The sequence below is a fragment of the Streptomyces sp. NPDC006458 genome (genome assembly GCF_040612135.1).
Classification (GTDB): Bacteria; Actinomycetota; Actinomycetes; order Streptomycetales; family Streptomycetaceae; genus Streptomyces.
On record NZ_JBEXPR010000002.1, the window covers coordinates 278,563 to 297,380 of the forward strand.

The 18,818-nt window shown below is 69.5% G+C and carries 15 protein-coding genes, 1 pseudogene and 1 riboswitch; of the genes and pseudogenes, 8 read left to right on the forward strand and 8 right to left on the reverse strand.

Annotated features, from left to right (window positions below; translation table 11 throughout):
• Positions 1-214: 214 nt before the first annotated feature.
• The 7 genes from ABZZ79_RS04520 (at position 215) to ABZZ79_RS04550 (ending at position 7,005) form a co-directional block, all read left to right on the forward strand.
• Positions 215-910 carry a sigma-70 family RNA polymerase sigma factor gene (locus ABZZ79_RS04520; protein WP_356686377.1) on the forward strand — a complete coding sequence of 232 codons (696 nt, stop codon included), beginning with the start codon at positions 215-217 and terminating at the stop codon, positions 908-910.
• The gene (rsrA, locus tag ABZZ79_RS04525; protein WP_356686379.1) at positions 907-1,209 is read left to right on the forward strand and encodes a mycothiol system anti-sigma-R factor; all 303 of its coding nucleotides are present in this window, start codon (positions 907-909) and stop codon (positions 1,207-1,209) included. The genes ABZZ79_RS04520 and rsrA overlap by 4 nt, the downstream gene beginning before the upstream one ends.
• 209 nt (positions 1,210-1,418) lie before the next feature.
• Positions 1,419-2,396 carry an HD domain-containing protein gene (locus ABZZ79_RS04530; RefSeq protein WP_356686381.1) on the forward strand — a complete coding sequence of 326 codons (978 nt, stop codon included), beginning with the start codon at positions 1,419-1,421 and terminating at the stop codon, positions 2,394-2,396.
• A gap of 106 nt (positions 2,397-2,502) precedes the next feature.
• Positions 2,503-3,483: a hypothetical protein gene (locus ABZZ79_RS04535; RefSeq protein ID WP_356686383.1), complete on the forward strand. Its 981-nt coding sequence runs from the start codon at positions 2,503-2,505 to the stop codon at positions 3,481-3,483.
• 126 nt (positions 3,484-3,609) lie between these two features.
• On the forward strand, positions 3,610-4,260 hold the full coding sequence (def, locus tag ABZZ79_RS04540) for a peptide deformylase (RefSeq protein WP_356686385.1): 651 nt from the start codon (positions 3,610-3,612) through the stop codon (positions 4,258-4,260).
• Between the two features lie 295 nt (positions 4,261-4,555).
• Entirely contained in the window at positions 4,556-5,635 is a 1,080-nt protein-coding gene (gene cyc1, locus ABZZ79_RS04545) for an epi-isozizaene synthase (protein ID WP_356686387.1), read from the forward strand.
• The gene (locus tag ABZZ79_RS04550; RefSeq protein WP_356686389.1) at positions 5,632-7,005 is read left to right on the forward strand and encodes a cytochrome P450; all 1,374 of its coding nucleotides are present in this window, start codon (positions 5,632-5,634) and stop codon (positions 7,003-7,005) included. The genes cyc1 and ABZZ79_RS04550 overlap by 4 nt, the downstream gene beginning before the upstream one ends.
• 9 nt (positions 7,006-7,014) lie before the next feature.
• On the opposite strand, the gene ABZZ79_RS04555 is transcribed toward ABZZ79_RS04550, so the two are convergent.
• The 7 genes from ABZZ79_RS04555 to ABZZ79_RS04585 all read right to left on the reverse strand — a co-directional run bounded on the left by ABZZ79_RS04555 (position 7,015) and on the right by ABZZ79_RS04585 (position 17,004).
• Entirely contained in the window at positions 7,015-7,983 is a 969-nt protein-coding gene (locus tag ABZZ79_RS04555; RefSeq protein ID WP_356686391.1) for a helix-turn-helix domain-containing protein, read from the reverse strand.
• Between the two features lie 237 nt (positions 7,984-8,220).
• Positions 8,221-9,234: a ribonucleotide-diphosphate reductase subunit beta gene (locus ABZZ79_RS04560; RefSeq protein ID WP_356686393.1), complete on the reverse strand. Its 1,014-nt coding sequence runs from the start codon at positions 9,232-9,234 to the stop codon at positions 8,221-8,223.
• Positions 9,234-11,600 carry a ribonucleoside-diphosphate reductase subunit alpha gene (locus tag ABZZ79_RS04565; protein WP_356686395.1) on the reverse strand — a complete coding sequence of 789 codons (2,367 nt, stop codon included), beginning with the start codon at positions 11,598-11,600 and terminating at the stop codon, positions 9,234-9,236. The genes ABZZ79_RS04560 and ABZZ79_RS04565 overlap by 1 nt, the downstream gene beginning before the upstream one ends.
• A 100-nt stretch (positions 11,601-11,700) precedes the next feature.
• Positions 11,701-11,859, reverse strand: a riboswitch (cobalamin riboswitch).
• A 44-nt stretch (positions 11,860-11,903) separates the two neighbouring features.
• Positions 11,904-12,404 carry a GNAT family N-acetyltransferase gene (locus tag ABZZ79_RS04570; protein WP_356686397.1) on the reverse strand — a complete coding sequence of 167 codons (501 nt, stop codon included), beginning with the start codon at positions 12,402-12,404 and terminating at the stop codon, positions 11,904-11,906.
• A gap of 135 nt (positions 12,405-12,539) precedes the next feature.
• Entirely contained in the window at positions 12,540-14,159 is a 1,620-nt protein-coding gene (gene mctP, locus ABZZ79_RS04575; RefSeq protein ID WP_356686399.1) for a monocarboxylate uptake permease MctP, read from the reverse strand.
• Positions 14,159-14,422 (reverse strand): DUF3311 domain-containing protein, encoded by a 264-nt coding sequence (locus ABZZ79_RS04580; RefSeq protein WP_356686401.1) that lies wholly within the window; start codon positions 14,420-14,422, stop codon positions 14,159-14,161. The genes mctP and ABZZ79_RS04580 overlap by 1 nt, the downstream gene beginning before the upstream one ends.
• 452 nt (positions 14,423-14,874) lie before the next feature.
• Entirely contained in the window at positions 14,875-17,004 is a 2,130-nt protein-coding gene (locus ABZZ79_RS04585; RefSeq protein ID WP_356686402.1) for a family 20 glycosylhydrolase, read from the reverse strand.
• 393 nt (positions 17,005-17,397) lie between these two features.
• Between ABZZ79_RS04585 and ABZZ79_RS04590 the strand changes: the two are divergent.
• Positions 17,398-17,611, forward strand: a pseudogene (locus ABZZ79_RS04590) (helix-turn-helix domain-containing protein); the annotation flags it as partial.
• A 222-nt stretch (positions 17,612-17,833) separates the two neighbouring features.
• Here ABZZ79_RS04590 and ABZZ79_RS04595 read toward each other — a convergent pair.
• Positions 17,834-18,598: a GntR family transcriptional regulator gene (locus ABZZ79_RS04595; RefSeq protein ID WP_356686404.1), complete on the reverse strand. Its 765-nt coding sequence runs from the start codon at positions 18,596-18,598 to the stop codon at positions 17,834-17,836.
• Positions 18,599-18,818 lie beyond the last annotated feature (220 nt).

Consider the following 18,818-nt stretch of genomic DNA (forward strand, 5'->3'; position numbering starts at 1 on the left):
CATGGGTTCGACCTACTGCCCGCCCGGCTCCCACCCCGTGGACGGGCTGCGTCCGGCGGCATCTGATTCGGGCCGTGGCAGCCGCGCTGACCTGGACTGGACGGTGCTGCACGCGGCCAGGAGCGCGCCGATTCGGGCGGCGGCGGACACGGGTCGTGTTCTATCCTCCGAAACGAGTGGGACCGGCCTCGGTTCCGCCCGGGATCTTGAGGAGGTGGGTCCGGTCACTGGGACCGACGCAGGGACCGACAACGGCCAGGCGGAGCTGCCCGAGGGCCAGGGCATGGGCGCGGACACCGGCTCGGAGTCGGCCGACGAACGCAGCGCGCGCTTCGAGCGGGACGCGCTCGCATACCTCGACCAGATGTACTCGGCCGCGCTGCGCATGACGCGCAACCCCGCCGACGCGGAAGACCTGGTGCAGGAGACGTACGCCAAGGCGTACGCGTCCTTCCACCAGTTCCGCGAGGGCACCAACCTCAAGGCGTGGCTGTACCGCATTCTCACCAACACCTTCATCAACTCGTACCGCAAGAAGCAGCGTGAACCGCAGCGCAGCGCGGCCGAGGAGATCGAGGACTGGCAGCTCGCCCGCGCCGAGTCGCACATGTCGACCGGTCTGCGCTCCGCGGAGTCGCAGGCGCTCGACCATCTGCCCGACTCGGACGTGAAGGAAGCTCTCCAGGCGATCCCGGAGGAATTCCGCATCGCCGTCTATCTCGCGGACGTCGAGGGCTTTGCGTACAAGGAGATCGCGGACATCATGGGGACACCCATCGGTACGGTGATGTCCCGGCTGCACCGGGGCCGCCGTCAACTGCGCGGCATGCTGGAGGACTACGCCCGCGAACGCGGACTGGTCCCGGCGGGCGCCGGGGAGTCGAACGAAGCGAAAGGCTCGGGCTCATGAGCTGCGGAGGGCCGCACGAGACGGACTGCAGTGAGGTACTCGACCATCTCTACGAGTTCCTCGACAGTGAGATGCCGGACGTCGATCGCGACAAGTTCAAGCAGCACTTCCAGGAGTGCTCGCCGTGCCTGGAGAAGTACGGCCTGGAGCAGGCCGTGAAGAAGCTCGTCAAGCGGTGCTGCGGGCATGACGACGTGCCCACCGACCTGCGCGCCAAGGTCATGGGGCGGCTCGATCTGATCCGCTCCGGGCAGACGGTGCCCGAGCACGACATCACGGTGACCCCGCAGGAGTCCTGACCTCCCGGCCCGCGCAGGAGTCCTGACCTCCCCGGACTCCCTGGCGTCACCCGAACGTGCTAATCCGAGGGGCTTCGGCCCCCGGACGCCTCCCTCCCCGCCCTAGGCTCCGGAGCCTGGACAGGCACGGTCATGCCCGGGGAGGGGCGCATGGAGGCGTTACCTCGGCGGGCACAGGTGTACATCACCTGCGTCGCCCTCGCCGCCCTGTGCTGTCTGCCGACGCCGCCGCCTCCCTGCTCGGCGGCGTGCCGCACATCGCGCGTGGAAACGGGCCCACCGCCGACCATCTGGCCCGGCGGGTGCTCACCGTCGGATTCGCCGCGATCTGCTTCCAACCCCTCTACAACCAGGGCGTGTTCGCCGACTGGAGCGGCCCGGAGTTCGCCGGGCTGCTGGCCGGGCTGCTGGCCCTGAACGCGCTGTGCGACGCGGTGCTGGCCGCCGTGCTGGCGCACGCCCGCACCGGCTGGCGGTTCGCCCCGCTGCTGCGCGACGAGGTGCGGGCCATTCCGGGCATCGGGTCCGCCGTGGTCGCCACGGGCGTGGTGATGGCCCTCGCCGTGGCCGTCGTCGGCCTGTGGGCACTGCCCGTGTTCAGCCTGCCCCTGCTGCTCACCCAGCTGTCGCTGCGCCGGTACGCCGCCGTGCGCGCGACCTACCGGCAGACCATCGCCTCCCTCGCGCGGGCCACCGAGATCGCCGGGTACACCCCCGCGGGCCACGCCCGCCGGGTCGCCGCGCTGAGCCTGGCCGTCGGGCGGGAGCTGGGGCTGTGCGGGGCGGAGCTGACCGTGCTGGAGCACGCCGCCCTGATGCACGACATCGGGCAGCTCAGCCAGGTCGACCCGGTCCCGGCCGGGGCCACCGCCGACCTGCCCGAGGCCGAGCGGCGGCGGATCGCGCTGCTAGGCGGTGCGGTCGTACGGCAGACGGGCGGGGACGCGGCGGTCGCCGTGATCGTCGAGCGGCAGGCGGACCCCTACCGGGAACAGCCGACAGCCGCGCGGATCGTCCGGGCGGTGAACGCGTACGAGGAGAAGGCACAGGGCACGGGTCCCGGCGGACCCCTCAAGGCCCTGGAGGATCTACGGCTCGGGACGGCCGGGGACTATGCGCCGGACGTGGTGGAAGCGCTGGCCCGGGTGCTGTCCAGAGGCTGTCTGACGCTGCCCGCGGCTGGGTAACCCATGGGTAATGAGCGCCCTTCCGGCCGCACGTGGTTGGATGCGAAGGAGAGAGAGTGTCCGGGGCACTGGCCAGCCCACTAAACGGAACTGGCAGGCGGGAATCGTGAGGATCTTCGGCAAGGGACGGCACCGGCCCTCCGCCTCCTGGCGGCAGGCCACGGACCGCGCGTTCACGCTGATCGGCGACGGCCGTTACGAGGACGCGGGAGCGCTGCTGACGCGCGCCGCCGACCTGGAGCCGTGGCTGTCGGAGTCCTGGTTCAACCTCGCCCTGCTGCACAAGTTCCGGCACGACTGGGAGCAGGCCCGCACGGCCGGTCTGCGCGCGGTCGCCCTGCTCGACCGGGAGACCGGCGCACCCGACTGGTGGAACGTGGGCATAGCGGCGACCGCGCTGCAGGACTGGCCGCTGGCCCGCCGCTCCTGGCAGGCCTACGGGCTCCAGGTGCCCGGCGGCGCGGCCGTCTCCGGCGAGCCCGTCGGCATGGACCTGGGCAGCGCCGCGGTGCGGCTGTCGCCGGAGGGCGAGGCCGAGGTCGTCTGGGGGCGCAGGCTCGACCCCGCCCGGGTGGAGGTGCTGTCGATCCCGCTGCCGTCCTCCGGGCGCCGCTGGGGCGAGGTCGTCCTGCACGACGGCGTGCCGCACGGCGAGCGGACCACCTCCGCCGGGCACGCCTACCCTGTCTTCGACGAGATCGAGCTGTGGGCGCCCTCGCCGGTACCGACCTGGGTGGTGCTGCTGGAGGCGGCGACCGAGGCGGACCGGGACGCGCTGGAGCAGCTCGCCGCCGACGCGGGGTTCGCGGCGGAGGACTGGTCCTCTTCCGTGCGGTTGCTGTGCCGGATGTGCTCGGAGTCGCGGATGCCGGCGGACGAGGGCGACGGGGAGCATCTCGATCCGCACGATCACAGTGAGCCGGGGCATCCCGGGCCCTTGGGGCACCGGACCGACGGGTCGCTCTGGATGCCGGAGCGGGAGTGCGGGGTGGCTGCGCCGGCTTCGCTGGTCCGGGGGCTGTTGGACGGATGGGTCGCCGACAGTCCTGACTCGCGTGACTGGCGGGATCTCGAAGAGGTGTGCTGAGGCCGTCGGCCGGCCGCGGGTTCCCCGAGGCCGGTCGCGCCCTTGCCCGCGCCCCTCGGACGGCGCCGACCTTTACCCTGTTACAGCATCCAACTTTGATTTTGTTGAGGAAGGCATACGTCGGTCATGGCGCAGCAGGACACCGATCAGCAGCACGCGGGCGTGCTTCCCGTGGACGACGAGGGCTTCGTCATCGACAGCGTGGACACCGAGGAGCGGGAGGCGGCGTGGCGGGAGGCCGGGACCTCCCGGCCGATCACCGTCGTCGGCAACCCGGTGCTGCACAAGGAGTGCCAGGACGTCACCGACTTCGGTGAGGAGCTCCAGCAGCTGGTCGCGGACATGTTCGCCAGCCAGCGCACCGCCGAGGGCGTGGGCCTGGCCGCGAACCAGATCGGCGTGGACCTTAAGGTCTTCGTCTATGACTGCCCGGACGACGAGGGCGCGCGCCACGTCGGTGTCGTCTGCAACCCCAAGCTGGTCGAACTGCCCGCCGACACACGCCGGTTGGACGACAGCAACGAGGGCTGCCTGTCGGTGCCGACGGCGTACATGCCGCTCGCCCGTCCGGACTACGCCGAGGTCACCGGACAGGACGAGAAGGGCAACCCGATCAAGGTGCGCGGCAGCGGCTACTTCGCCCGCTGCCTCCAGCACGAGACGGACCACCTGTACGGCTACCTCTACATCGACCGCCTCTCCAAGCGGGACCGCAAGGACGCGCTGCGGCAGATGGCCGAGAATGAGCCCCGCTACCCCGTGGTCGCCAACGGCTGAGGGCCGTCCTGTCCTCGAACGAGCGGCGCCCGCCCGGGAGTTGATCCCGGACGGGCGCCGCTCGCATGTGCCCGTTCGTCAGTCCGTCACATGTTCGCCCCCATAGCATCCGCAGCCCCTCCACAACAGTCACACAGGGGGTGCTTGTCAGCATGTTGGGGTAGTGAATGGAGCAAATCCGTTCCCAGAACGGTCAGTTGTAGTGCTGAATGGGATGCGCGGGGATACGCAACGGCGCACGCCCGGCACGGCGGGAGGGGTGTGCGCACTCTGGTCGGCTGAGAGGGGTCTGTTCGTGTCTTCATTCCCACACGGCACCACATCGACGGCGCTCGCGGTCCCACCAGCACTCTCTCTGCCGGTGATCGAAGCGGAGTTTCACCGGCAACTGCACTCCTATTGGCCCCGGCTACAGGAGAAGACACGCACCTGGCTGCTGGAAAAACGGCTGATGCCCGCCGACAAGGTGGAGGAATATGCCGATGGCCTTTGCTACACCGACCTGATGGCGGGCTACTACATCGGCGCCCCGGACGAGGTCATGCAGGCGATAGCGGACTACAGCGCGTGGTTCTTCGTCTGGGACGACCGGCACGACCGTGACATCGTCCACGGCCGGGCGGTGGCCTGGGAGGAGCTGCGGGGGCGGCTGCATCTGGCCCTGGACTCCCCGGCGGCCCATCTGCACCACCCGGATGCCCTGGTCGCGGGGTTCGCGGACAGCGTCCAGCGGCTGTACTCCTTCCTGCCGGCGACCTGGAACGCGCGCTTCGCCGGGCACTTCCACGCCGTGATCGAGGCGTACGACCAGGAATTCCACAACCGTATCGAGGGGATCGTCCCGACGGTCGATGAGTATCTCGTCCTGCGCCGCCTCACCTTCGCGCACTGGATCTGGACCGACCTGCTCGAGGCGAGCGCGGAACTCGAACTCCCGGACGGTGTGCGGAAAAACCCCGCATTCCGCCGGGCTGCACTGCTGAGCCAGGAATTCGCCGCCTGGTACAACGACCTCTGCTCGCTGCCCAAGGAAATAGCGGGCGACGAGGTCCACAATCTCGGAATCAGCCTCATCACGCATGAGGGACTGACGCTGGAGCAGGCCGTCACGGAAGTCAGGCGGCGCGTGGTGCACTGCATCGAGGAATTCCTCGTCGTCGAACGGGACGCGCTGGGCTTCGCGGACGACCTCGCCGACGGCACCGTACGGGGAAAGGAGCTGAGCACTGCCGTACGCGTATGCCTGGGAAATATGCGGAACTGGTTCAGTTCCGTGTACTGGTTCCACCACGAGTCCGGCCGTTACCGGGTCGACAGCTGGGACGACCGTGCGACACCCCCGTACGTCAACAACGAAGCGGCAGGTGAGAAATGACCGTCGAGTCCGTCAGGCCACTCGGGGCCGATACGCCGGAACCGCGTGAGCCGCCCCTCGCCGGCGGCGGGATCCCGCTGCTCGGCCACGGCTGGAAACTGGTCCGCGATCCGCTCAGCTTCATGTCACGGCTGCGCGAGCACGGCGACGTCGTGCGGCTCAGGCTCGGCCCCAAGACGGTCTACGCCGTCACCACGCCCGACCTCACCGGAGCGCTCGCCCTCAACCCCGACTTCAAGATCGACGGCCCGCTGTGGGAGTCCCTGGAGGGGCTGCTCGGCAAGGAGGGCGTGGCCACCGCCAACGGGCCCCGGCACCGGCGTCAGCGGCGCACCATCCAGCCCGCCTTCCGGCTGGACGCGATCCCCGGCTACGGCTCGATCATGGAGGAGGAGGCGCATGCGCTGACCGAGCGCTGGCAGCCCGGCCGGACGGTCGAGTGCACCTCCGAGTCCTTCCGGGTGGCCGTGCGCATCGCCGCGCGCTGTCTGCTGCGCGGCGACTGCATGGACGAGCGCGCCGAGCGGCTGTGCGCCGCCCTCGCCGTCGTCTTCCAGGGCATGTACCGGCGCATGGTGGTGCCGCTCGGACCGCTGTACCGGCTGCCGCTGCCGGCCAACCGCGAATTCAACCGCGCACTGGCCGATCTGCATCTCGTCGTCGACGAGATCGTCGCCGAGCGCCGGACATCCGGTCAAAGGCCGGACGATTTGCTGACGGCATTGCTGGAAGCGAAGGACGAGAATGGCGACCCCATCGGGGAACGGGAGATCCACGACCAGGTCGTCGCGATACTCACCCCCGGCAGCGAAACCGTGGCGTCCACGATCATGTGGCTCCTCCAAGTGCTCGCCGAACATCCCGAGCACGCGGACCGGGTGTGTGCGGAAGTTGAATCCGTGACCGGGGGTGCCAGGCCCGTCGCATTCGAGGACGTCCGCAAGCTCGGCCACACCAACAATGTCGTCGTCGAGGCGATGCGTTTGCGACCCGCCGTATGGATATTGACCCGGCGGGCGGTCACCGACACCGAACTCGGCGGCTATCGCATTCCGGCCGGGGCCGACATCGTCTACAGCCCGTACGCGATCCAGCGTGATCCGCGTTCGTACGCGCGGAACCTGGAGTTCGACCCCGACCGCTGGCTTCCGGAGCGCGCCAAGGACGTGCCGAAATACGCCATGAGCCCGTTCAGCGTGGGCAATCGGAAGTGCCCGAGCGACCACTTCTCGATGGCCCAGCTCACGCTGATCACGGCGGCGCTGGCCGCCAAGTACCGCTTCGAGCAGGTCGCCGGCTCCGACGACGCGACCCGCATCGGCATCACCCTGCGCCCCAACCGGCTGCTGCTGCGGCCGGTGCTGCGCTGACGGCACCGCTCAGGCGGCCGCCTCGGGACCCCGGAACGTGCGCCGGTAGGCGTTCGGCGTGGTCCCCAGCGCCCGGACGAACTGATGGCGCAGGGCGGCCGCCGTGCCGAAGCCGGTACGGCCGGCGATGGCGTCCACCGTCTCGTCCGTGGCCTCCAGCAGCCGCTGGGCCAGCAGCACACGCTGGCGCAGGATCCAGCGGTACGGCGTCGTCCCGGTCTCCTGCTGGAAGCGGCGGGCGAAGGTGCGCGGGGACATCAGCGCGCGGGCGGCGAGCTGCTCCACGGTGACCTCCTCGTCGAGGTTGCGCTCCATCCAGGCGAGCACCTCGCCGACGGTGTCGCACGGCGCCGCGGGCAGCGGCCGGTCGACGTACTGCGCCTGACCGCCGTCGCGGTGCGGGGGCACGACCATCCGGCGGGCGATGGCGTTGGCGACCTCCGTGCCCTCCTCCTTGCGCACGATGTGCAGACAGGCGTCGATCCCGGCGGCCGTGCCGGCCGAGGTGATCACCGGGTCCTCGTCCACGTAGAGCACATCGGGCTCGACGACCGCGCGCGGATAGCGCCGGGCCAGCTCGTCGACATGCTTCCAGTGCGCCGCGCAGCGCCGCCCGTCGAGCAGCCCGGCCGCTCCCAGCACGAACACGCCGGAGCACACGCTCAGCACCCGGGCACCCCGGTCCACCGCCTTCACCAGGGCGTCGAGCAGCCCGCTCGGCCACTGGCGGGCCATGAAGTCGTTGCCGGCGGGCACGGCGATCAGATCGGCCTCGTCGAGCCGGTCCAGGCCGTACGGCGTGCCGAGGGTGAAGCCCGGGACATGTGTGGTCAGGGTGGGGCCCTCGGCGGAGACGACCGCGAAGTCGTACACCGGCAGCCCCTGGTCGCTGCGGTCGAGGCCGAACACCTCGCAGACGACGCCCAGTTCGAATGGATGCACGCCGTCGAGCAGGACGACGGCCACGTTCTTCAGCACGACTCACCTCGCAGGCATGGCGGCATGCCGTCAGTGTGCCTCAGGTGTGGCAGTAATTCGAGGGGGTGCGGCAGTCCTGCCACTGTCAGGAGCGTCGGCCGAGTTCGACACTGAATGCATGAACGCACTCATCGAATACCTCGCAGTCGCGCTTCTCTTCCTCGTCCTCGCAGGCCCGGCGCTCGTGGGAGCCGCCCACGAGCGCCGGATCGACCGCCAGCTGAAGGCGGCCGAGGCTCAGAAGTCCTCGTCCAGGTCGACGGTGCCCTCCACTGCCACCTGGTACGCCGAAGGACGCCTTTCGAAGAAGTTGGTCAGCTCCTGAACACCCTGGAGCTCCATGAAGGAGAACGGGTTCTCCGAGCCGTACACCGGCGCGAAGCCCAGGCGGGTCAGCCGCTGGTCGGCGACGCACTCCAGGTACTGCCGCATCGACTCGGTGTTCATCCCCGGCAGGCCCTCGCCGCACAGGTCGCGGGCGAACTGCAGCTCGGCCTCGACCGCCTCCGCCAGCATGTCGGTGACCTCCTGCCGGAGCCGGTCGTCGAACAGCTCCGGCTCCTCCTTGCGCACGGTGTCGACGACCTCGAACGCGAAGGACATGTGCATCGTCTCGTCGCGGAACACCCAGTTGGTGCCCGTGGCGAGACCGTGCAGCAGGCCCCGGCTGCGGAACCAGTAGACGTACGCGAAGGCGCCGTAGAAGAACAACCCCTCGATGCACGCGGCGAAGCAGATCAGGTTCAGCAGGAAACGACGCCGGTCGGCCCGGGTCTCCAGGCGGTCGATCTTCTCGACCTCGTTGATCCAGCGGAAGCAGAACTCGGCCTTCTCGCGGATGGAGGGGATGTTCTCCACCGCCGCGAACGCGGCCACGCGGTCCTCCGGGTCGGGCAGATAGGTGTCCAGCAGCGTCAGATAGAACTGGACGTGCACGGCCTCCTCGAACAGCTGCCGTGACAGATACAGGCGCGCCTCGGGCGAGTTGATGTGCTTGTAGAGAGTCAGCACCAGGTTGTTCGCCACGATCGAGTCGCCCGTGGCGAAGAACGCCACCAGCCGGCCGATGAGGTGCTGCTCCTCCGGCGTCAGCTTCGCGAGGTCGGCGACGTCCGAGTGGAGGTCGACCTCCTCCACGGTCCAGGTGTTCTTGATCGCGTCCCGGTAGCGCTCGTAGAAGTCCGGGTAGCGCATGGGGCGCAGGGTCAGCTCGAAGCCCGGGTCGAGGAGGTTGGTGTTGCGTTCGGACATCACTGGCAGGCCTCGCAGGACTCGGGGTTCTCAAGGGAGCAGGCGACCGCCTCGGCGGAGGCCACCTGCTGGACGGGGACGGAAGCCTGCGCGGCACGGGCGATCCTCGTCGCCGGACGCGAGCGCAGGTAGTACGTCGTCTTCAGCCCGGACTTCCAGGCGTAGGCGTACATCGAGGAGAGCTTGCCGATCGTCGGCGTCTCCAGGAACAGGTTCAGCGACTGGGCCTGGTCCAGATACGGGGTCCGCGCCGCCGCCATGTCGATCAGACCGCGCTGCGGGATCTCCCAGGCCGTGCGGTACAGCGCCCGGACCTCGTCGGGAATCCACGCGAAGCCCTGCACCGACCCGCTCGACTCGCGCAGCGCCTCCCGCGTGCGGGCGTCCCACACGCCGAGGTCCTTGAGGTCCTGCACCAGGTAGGAGTTGACCTGGAGGAACTCGCCGGACAGGGTCTCGCGCTTGAACAGGTTGGAGACCTGCGGCTCGATGCACTCGTAGACGCCCGCGATCGAGGCGATGGTCGCGGTGGGGGCGATGGCGAGCAGCAGCGAGTTGCGCAGGCCCGTCGAGGCGATACGGTCCCGCAGCGCCGCCCAGCGCTCGGGCCAGGTGCACTCCACGCCGTAGTGGTCGGGGTGCAGCACGCCCCTGGCCGTACGGGTCTTCTCCCAGGCCGGCAGCGGCCCGTTTCGCTCCGCGAGGTCCGCGGAGGCCTCGTAGGCCGCGAGCATGATGCGCTCGGCGATCCGGGTGGACAGCAGCCGCGCCTCGGCCGAGTCGAAGGGCAGCCGCAGCTTGAAGAAGACGTCCTGCAGGCCCATCGCGCCCAGGCCCACCGGACGCCACTTGGCGTTGGAGCGGCCCGCCTGCTCGGTCGGGTAGAAGTTGATGTCGACGACCCGGTCGAGGAAGGTGACGGCCGTGCGGACGGTGGCGTCCAGGCGCTCCCAGTCGATGTCCCCGCCGACCACGAACGCGCCCAGGTTGACCGACCCCAGGTTGCAGACCGCCGTCTCGCCGTCGTCCGTGACCTCCAGGATCTCCGTGCAGAGGTTGGAGGAGTGGACGACGTGTCCCGGCTCGGCCGTCTGGTTGGCGGTGCGGTTGGCGGCGTCCTTGAAGGTCATCCAGCCGTTGCCGGTCTGCGCGAGGGTGCGCATCATCCGGCCGTACAGATCGCGGGCCGGGATGGTCTTCCTCGCGAGCCCGTTCGCCTCCGCCCTGCGGTACGCGGCGTCGAACTCCTCGCCCCACAGGTCGACCAGCTCGGGCACGTCGGCGGGGGAGAACAGCGACCAGTCCTGGTCGGCGTTCACCCGGCGCATGAACTCGTCCGGGACCCAGTGCGCGAGGTTCAGGTTGTGCGTACGCCGGGCGTCCTCACCGGTGTTGTCGCGCAGCTCCAGGAACTCCTCGATGTCGGAGTGCCAGGTCTCCAGGTACACCGCGGCGGCGCCCTTGCGGCGGCCGCCCTGGTTCACCGCGGCGACCGAGGCGTCGAGCGTCTTCAGGAACGGCACGATGCCGTTGGAGTGCCCGTTGGTGCCCCGGATCAGCGAACCGCGGCTGCGGATGCGGGAGTACGACAGCCCGATGCCGCCTGCGTGCTTGGAGAGCCGGGCGATCTGGTGGTAGCGGTCGTAGATGGAGTCCAGCTCGTCCAGGGGCGAGTCGAGGAGGTAGCAGGACGACATCTGGGGGTGCCGGGTGCCGGAGTTGAACAGCGTGGGGGAGGACGGCAGGTAGTCGAGCCGGCTCATCAGCCCGTACAGCGCGGTGACCTCGTCGACGGACCGGTGGGTGTCGTCCTCGGCGAGACCGGCGGCGACGCGCAGCAGGAAGTGCTGGGGCGTCTCGACGACCTTGCGGGTGAGGGGGTGCCGGAGCAGATAGCGGGAGTGCAGGGTGCGCAGGCCGAAGTAGCCGAAGCGGTCGTCGGCGGCCGGGTCGACGAGGCCGTCGAGCCGCTCGGCGTGGACCCGCACGAACTCCGCGGTCCGGTCGGCGATCAGGCCCTCGCGATGCCCGACCGCCACCGAGTCGTTGAAGGACGTGACGCCCTGGGAGGCGGCCTCGGCGCGGATGGTGAGGGTGAGCAGCCGGGCGGCCAGCCTGCTGTAGGCCGGGTCCTCGGAGATGAGACCGGCGGCCGACTCGGTGGCCAGCTCGCGCAACTCGGCGGTGATCTCCTGGGCGGCCCCCCGCGCGGACCGGCCGCGCAGCGCGGCCGCGGCCACCCGGCCGGGATCGGCGTCGGGGAGGTCGGCGGTCAGCTCGGTGAGGGTGCGGAGCAACGCCGCACCGGGACCGTCCTCGTCCACGGGGGTGGCTGCTGAAGCCGGTTCTGCTGGCGCGATGGTCACGCGGGGCTCTCCCTCGCTCGGCGCGGGGGGCCTGGCACGGAGCAGGGGCAGCACGCGAGCGCGCACGGCGTCGCGTCCACCGGCCCACTCCACGAGGCCCGGACGTCAGGGCGTCCCGGCCGGGTGGCCGGGCGCACTGTCGGCAGGTCCTCGGACTAGCTCCCGTGCGCGAATACGCACAAGTACACCGTTGCGGGACAGTTCCGGATTCGCACCGGATTCCCCTGCGGCGACAGCGAGCATGAGCATACATCTAGTGCCGGGTCCGGGTGGCACCCCCATATGTTGTGCCGCCGGGTGACTTCATAGCGTCAACTCGTAGGTGAGCAGAGTGAAGTCCTGGCCGGGGAGCGGCTGCCAGTCGCGCCGCGGGGCGCGGACGAAGCCGAGACGCTCGTAGATGCGGTGGGCGGCGCGCATGGCGTCCTGGGTGGACAGGACGACGCGGGTGCGCCGCGCGGCTGTGGCGCGGTCGACACAGGCGCGGACCAGGGCCTCGCCGACGCCTCGGCCCCTGGCCCGGTGGGCCACCGCGAGCATGCGGATCTCGGCCTCTCCCGGGCGGGCCAGGTCGGCCATGGGGCCGGGCGAGGGAACGTAGGTGACGCTGCCGAGGAGGTGGTCGTCATCGGTGGCGACGAGGACCTCCGCGGCGGACGCCCGTTTGGCGACGTTCCTGAGTTCGCCCAGGTACCAGTCGCTCTCGCCGAAGGTGAGGAGGTCGTCCTGGAGGTAGGCGCGGGCGGTGAGTTCGCCGAGGTCGTCGTACTCGCTGGGCCGTGCGGGGCGGATCTGGATGTCCATGGTGTGAGTGTGGAGGAGCGCGCGGGCCGCCGTCGTGGGTTCCGACGACGGCCCGCTGCGGGTTGCGGGTGGCTGGTCGCGCCCGCGCGGCGGAGCCGCTCACGGACACGGCCCCCCGCGCCCCTTGGCGCCCCTTCAGTGGGCCGCGTCGAGCGGCAGCTCCGTCTTCACGCCCGGGTCGCCCGCGTCCGCCGTGTAGTCCTCCGGCTCGGTCTCGTCGACGCCCTCGGGGGCCTTGGCGGCCTTCAGGACGAACGTCAGGACCACCGTCACCACCACGTTGAGCACGAAGGCCGTCAGACCGATGTAGCCGATCTCACCGATGCCGGGGATCTCCTTGGCGGAGCCGCCGAAGTGCTTCTGGGTCGGGGAGGCCACGCCGTACGCGGCGATCGTGCCGTAGAGCATGCCGACGGCCCAGCCGGCCAGCAGCGCCCAGCGGTGGAACCAGCGGGTGAACAGACCGCCGACGAGGGCCGGGAAGGTCTGCAGGATCCAGATGCCGCCGAGGAGCTGGAAGTTGATGGCGACCGTCTTGTCCATCGTCAGGACGAAGACCAGCGCGCCCACCTTCACCAGCAGCGACACCAGCTTGGAGACGCGTGTCTCCTCGGCGGGCGTGGCGTCCGGCTTGATGAAGTCCCTGTAGATGTTGCGGGTGAACAGGTTCGCGGCCGCGATGGACATGATCGCGGCCGGCACCAGCGCGCCGATGCCGATCGCCGCGAAGGCCACGCCCGCGAACCAGTCCGGGAACATGTCCTCGAACAGCTGCGGGATGGCCAGCTGGCCGTTCTGCACCTTGACCCCGGCCGCGATGGCCATGAAGCCCAGCAGGGCCAGCAGACCCAGCATCAGGGAGTACAGCGGCAGGATCGTGGTGTTGCGGCGGATCACGTCACGGCTGCGGGAGGAGAGCGTCGCGGTGATCGAGTGCGGGTACATGAACAGGGCCAGCGCCGAGCCCAGCGCCAGCGTGGCGTACGTCCACTGGCCCGCCTCGGCCGGAACCAGCGCGCCGCGTGGTTTGCCCGTGGCGGGGTTCGTCTGGGCGTAGGCCTCGGACGCCTTGGCGAAGATCTCGTCGAAGCCGCCCAGCTTGATCGGGATGTAGATGATCGCGACCGCGATGACCAGGTAGATCAGCGTGTCCTTCACGAACGCGATCAGGGCGGGGGCCCGCAGGCCGGAGGAGTAGGTGTACGCCGCCAGCACGCCGAAGGCGATCAGCAGGGGCAGGTCCTTGACGAACCAGTTCGTGTCCTCGCCGCCGCCCACGCCCATCACGTCCAGCACGGCCTGGATGCCGACGAGCTGGAGCGCGATGTAGGGCATCGTCGCCAGGATGCCGGTGACGGCGACCGCCAGCGACAGGCTCTTGGAGCCGAAGCGGCCGCGCACGAAGTCCGAGGTCGTCACATAGCCGTGCTTGTGGGAGACCGACCACAGGCGGGGCAGGAACGTGAAGATCAGCGGGTAGATGAGGATCGTGTACGGCACCGCGAAGAAGCCGGCCGCGCCCGCCGCGTAGATCGCCGCCGGCACGGCGACGAAGGTGTACGCGGTGTAGAGGTCGCCGCCGAGGAGGAACCAGGTGACCCAGGTGCCGAACGACCGTCCGCCCAGGCCCCATTCGTCGAGGCTGTGCTCGTTCTCGGCCTTGCGCCAGCGGGCGGCCAGGAAGCCCATGACCGTGACGGCCAGGAAGAAGAAGACGAAGACGGCGAGTGCGACGCCGTTGACATCGTTCTCCATCAGCGCTCACCCCCCTTGCGGGTGGCACGCTCGCGCTGGTCGCGCTGCCACAGCTTGTACGCGGTCATGGTCAGCGCCGTGGAGATGACGACCCAGGCCATCTGGTACCAGTAGAAGAACGGGATGCCGCCGAGCGTCGGGTCGGTCCTGGCGTACGAACCGACCCACAGCATGGCCACGAACGGGGCGACGAGACAGAGAGCGATGACGACGCGCGCGGGCGTCACCACCGGCTCTCCTCTCACTTCTGGGGCTTGCGACATCTGGCGACTCCGTCCCCTCAAAGATCACCTGTTGTAGTGGGCAGGCAATCTAGGTCACGGCGTCACCGGCACGGAACCCCTCGTCCGCACATCGGCTGAGCGTTTGTCACGTCTACCGACGGCTGGGCGGCTTCGGCCGGCCGGATGGAGGACCAGGTGGTGGACCGCGGCGAGGGTGGCCACGCTGACCGGCAGGAAGGTTCCACGTCCGTGTAGTTGCCGATGAAGCTGTTGATGCCCACGGTGAGGGGCTGTGGTGCTGTTCTCTCCTCGCGGCTTTCCAGGTTGCCCAGGTCGTGCTCCCCGCCATGACCTGAGGCCCGTCGTGGTCCGGGAAGACCGGACCACGACGGGCCTCAGGCTGCTGACTGAGCGGGCGGGACGACCTGGCCCAAGGACCGGCGCCATGGACGTCCCGCGCTACCGCACCGTCGGGCCGTCAGGCCCGGGTGTCATCCGATGGTCCAGCGCTGCAGCGCCGATCCGCTGGAGGGCTGCTGGGTGACGGCGGCATTGTTGGCCGTCGAGGCGGTGGTGATCACGAGGCCGCTCTTGACCGAGGTCAAGGTGTAGCCGCCGCCGGTGGCCGCCGCGACGTTCCATCGCTGGTTGGTGGTCCCGCTGCACGTCCACTGGATGATGGCGGCGCCGGCCGACATGGAGCCGGCGTTGACGTCGACGCAGAGCCCGGAGCCGACGTTGACCAGCGTGTACGAGCCGTCCGGCTGCTCGGTGAAGGTCCACTTCTGGCTGTTGGTGCTGACCAGCGCCGAGGTGGTGAGCTGGGTGCCGTTGGTCCCCTTCTTGGGGACGGTCAGGGCCTGACCGCCGGTGGCGAGGGTGTGGACGCCGTTGAAGGCGCCTCCGCCGGAGCTGCCACCGCCGGACCAGTTGACGTCCGGGGCGGCGTAGTAGTTGATGCCCGCCGCGGTCCAGCGCGCGCCGTGGGTGGCCAGACGGTTGCTGAAGTCGGTGAAGTTGTGGGTGGACTGCGGCGACCAGCCGATCTCGGCGATGGCGGGCAGACGCGGGAAGGTCATGTGCTCGGCGTACACGTACGGCTCAGGGAACTGGTTGGTCGAGGTCGGCAGGCTGGTGCTGGGGGAGTAGGCGCGGTCGGCCCACAGCGCCGCCTCGACGCCGGCGATCTGGCCGGCCGAAACGATCGATCCGGTGCCGTTGAGCTTGGCGGTCGAGGTGGTGGGGTCCCAGTCGTAGGCCCTGCTCAGCGGGACGTAGCCTTCCCAGCTCAGCCCGTACGGGGTGGACGAGTCGTACTTCATGTCCAGGTACGCGTGGTCGGACGGCGACATGACGAACTTGGCGTTCTGCGCGACCGCGTTGCGGACGAACTGGATGCTCTCGGTCTCGTTGGAGGTGCCGATGCTGCTCCGGTCGTCGGCGTCGCCCCACCACTGCATGATGCTGTTCGCGGGAATCGTCGACTGGCCGAGCTGGTGCCAGCCCATCACCGTCTTGCCCCGCGCGGTCGCGGCCGCGGTCGCGGCGGAGACGTAGGCGTTGTACTGGGTCGAGGTGGCCTGCGGGGTCTCGTCACCGCCGAGGTGGACGTACGGTCCGGGCGTCATCGCCGCCACGGTGTCGATCACGGTGGTGAGGAAGCTGCTGACGTTGGAGATGTGCTGGGCGTCGCTCAGACAGTAGAGGCTGATGCCCACGTCGAAGCCCGAGTACGGGCTGATCGCGGTGTTGTTGCAGTTGAGGTTGGCGACCGACGCCAGCGCGGCGCTGGTGTGGCCCGGGCCGTCGATCTCCGGGACGACGGTCATGAAGCGGGACTTGGCGTAGGCGACGATCTCCTGGTACTCCGCCGCGGTGTAGTACCACGTGGTACCGCCGGTGAAGCCGCTCTGCGTGCTCGCGCCGACCGTCGTCAGGCTCGGTATCGCGCCGATCGCGATACGCCAGCCCTGGTCGTCCGTCAGGTGCAGATGCAGGGTGTTGATCTTGTACGTGGCGGCCTGGTCGATGTACCGCTTGAGCTGGGCCATCGGGAAGTAGCGGCGGGCCACGTCGACCATGACGCCACGGTAGGAGTACCGGGGCGAGTCCGAGATCTGCACGGGGGCGACGGTCCAGGGGCCCGGCTTGACCGAGGTGGACTCGATCGCCGCCGGCAGCAGCTGACGCAGGGTCTGCACCCCGCGGAACAGGCCCTGCGCTCCGTACGCGGTCACCGTCACACCGGTGCTGGTCGAGTTCAGCGTGTAGCCCTCGGCGCCCAGGCTGGACGGACCGTTGGGGTCCAGGACGATGGCCTGGCTCGCGGGCTGGGAGGTGGTGGTGACCGGAAGCGTGTAGCCGGTCGCCGGGGCCAGCAGCCCCGCGAGGTACGAGCCCACGCCCGCCGCGTCGGGGTCGCTGGAGGAGATGACGTTCACCGGCGTCTGCGCGGTGAGGGCGAAGCCGCTGCCGGTCAGGCTCGTCTGGGAGACGGGCTGGGGCACGACGGCCGGGGCGGGCTCGACCGCCTCGGCCGTCGCCGGCAGAGGTAGGGCCAGAGCGAGGGTGAGGACGGCGAGAGCGGCGAAGCTTCTGCCCCGTGGGCGTGAAGCGCGCAAGGGGGACTCCTTACGGTGGAGATGGGGACGCACGGCAACGGGCGCGGCTGGGTGTGCCGCATCCCCGCCAGGGGGTGCGGTGACGGCATGAGAAATGCAGCCGAGAACACTGATGGTGCGTGGTCATGCGCAATCGGACGCACTGCCGAGCACTTTCGAACGAACCGTGCCAGCGCTGAGGTCAGAGCGTCAAGGCCTACCGGGACGTATGTTTACGCGATCATGCCAGGTCCCCCCTCGCCCCAAGGCCTTCATCCCGGCAGGGACGCTCACCAAGATGCCGACTACCGCGTACGACGCCCAGCGGGAGACCCGCTGACGGATCTGTGACGCGCTGTCCCGGTGATCGCCGTGGCGGTGTCATCCGTCAAGCTGGCGGGTGGCAGAGCGAGTATGGGTTTCCGTGAGATCGATGACGACGAGGGCCGACGGCTGCTGCGGATCATCCGCAGAGGTACCAGGCCGGTGGTGACCTGGCGGCGAGGTGCTGCTGTCCGCCCAGCGCATGCCCGTGGCGAAGGTCGCTGAGGTTACGTTCACCAGCGCGGGCCGGGTCCGGGACGTGATCCACAACTTCGACGCCGACGGCTTCGACTCGCTCCACCCGAGCGAAGCCGGGGCGGTTCATTCCGCTCGAACAGTTCGGCCGCCTGCATCCGTACCGTCTCCCGGCGCCGACGTCCCGCAGGGGTCAGCCCGCCCCATCCGCATGTCTCACACCACACGCATACAGCCGCCCACTGACATCCATCAGGGGTTTCGCAAGGATTCACCCCGACGAGCTTAAGTCAGTACGCACTCCGCAGGCCTCCCGAGCCGTGGAGATCGGTTATTCCGCGGGCCGCTTCAGACGGGCCACGAACTTGTACCGGTCGCCGCGGTACACCGAGCGCACCCACTCCACCGGATTGCCCTCGCGGTCCACGGAGTGCCGGGAGAGCATCAGCATCGGCAGGCCGACGTCGGTGCCGAGCAGGCCGGCCTCGCGCGGGGTGGCCAGCGAGGTCTCGATGGTCTCCTCGGCCTCGGCGAGATGGACGTCGTAGACCTCGGCCAGCGCGGTGTACAGGGACGTGTACTTGACCAGCGAGCGGCGCAGGGCCGGGAAGCGCTTGGCGGACAGATGCGTGGTCTCGATGGCCATGGGCTCGCCGTTGGCCATGCGCAGCCGCTCGATGCGCAGCACGCGGCCGCCCGCGGTGATGTCCAGGAGCTCGGCGAGGCGGTCGTCGGCGGTGATGTAGCCGATGTCCAGCAGCTGGGACGTCGGTTCCAGGCCCTGGGCGCGCATGTCCTCGGTGTAGGAGGTCAGTTGCAGTGCCTGGGAGACCTTCGGCTTGGCCACGAAGGTGCCCTTGCCCTGGATGCGTTCGAGGCGGCCTTCGACGACCAGTTCCTGAAGGGCCTGGCGCACGGTGGTGCGGGAGGTGTCGAACTCGGCGGCGAGTGTGCGCTCGGGCGGGACGGGCGTGCCGGGCGGCAGCGTCTCCGTCATGTCCAGCAGGTGCTTCTTCAGGCGGTAGTACTTGGGCACGCGCGCGGTACGGACACTCGCTCCACCCTCGTTCTCCGCACTGCTGACGTCGGTGCTCATGCTCCGCCTTCCCGGCTCCGGGTGCCGATGCGACCGAATCCCATCGGCCGCGGCTCACATCGTGGCACGGCTTCGCGGGCTGGTGTCCTGTGTGGGTGTTCTCCGCACGCTCCGTGATCTCCTTTGTATACCTTCGGGACCCTTGTTGGTCTAGTCCAACGCGTTGTCGAGAGGCAGTGGTCCAGTCGCAGCGGTCCGTCCGTTCTGTCGCTTGCGGAAT

What these genes read in the sequence shown, in the direction of transcription:
- ABZZ79_RS04570 (WP_356686397.1), bottom strand. Translation starts at nt 12,404, where the DNA reads ATGGACATCCAGATCCGCCCCGCACGGCCCAGCGAGTACGACGACCTC.
- ABZZ79_RS04595 (WP_356686404.1), bottom strand. Translation starts at nt 18,598, where the DNA reads ATGAGCACCGACGTCAGCAGTGCGGAGAACGAGGGTGGAGCGAGTGTC.
- mctP (WP_356686399.1), bottom strand. Translation starts at nt 14,159, where the DNA reads ATGGAGAACGATGTCAACGGCGTCGCACTCGCCGTCTTCGTCTTCTTC.
- ABZZ79_RS04580 (WP_356686401.1), bottom strand. Translation starts at nt 14,422, where the DNA reads ATGTCGCAAGCCCCAGAAGTGAGAGGAGAGCCGGTGGTGACGCCCGCG.
- ABZZ79_RS04560 (WP_356686393.1), bottom strand. Translation starts at nt 9,234, where the DNA reads ATGTCCGAACGCAACACCAACCTCCTCGACCCGGGCTTCGAGCTGACC.
- ABZZ79_RS04550 (WP_356686389.1), top strand. Translation starts at nt 5,632, where the DNA reads ATGACCGTCGAGTCCGTCAGGCCACTCGGGGCCGATACGCCGGAACCG.
- rsrA (WP_356686379.1), top strand. Translation starts at nt 907, where the DNA reads ATGAGCTGCGGAGGGCCGCACGAGACGGACTGCAGTGAGGTACTCGAC.
- def (WP_356686385.1), top strand. Translation starts at nt 3,610, where the DNA reads ATGGCGCAGCAGGACACCGATCAGCAGCACGCGGGCGTGCTTCCCGTG.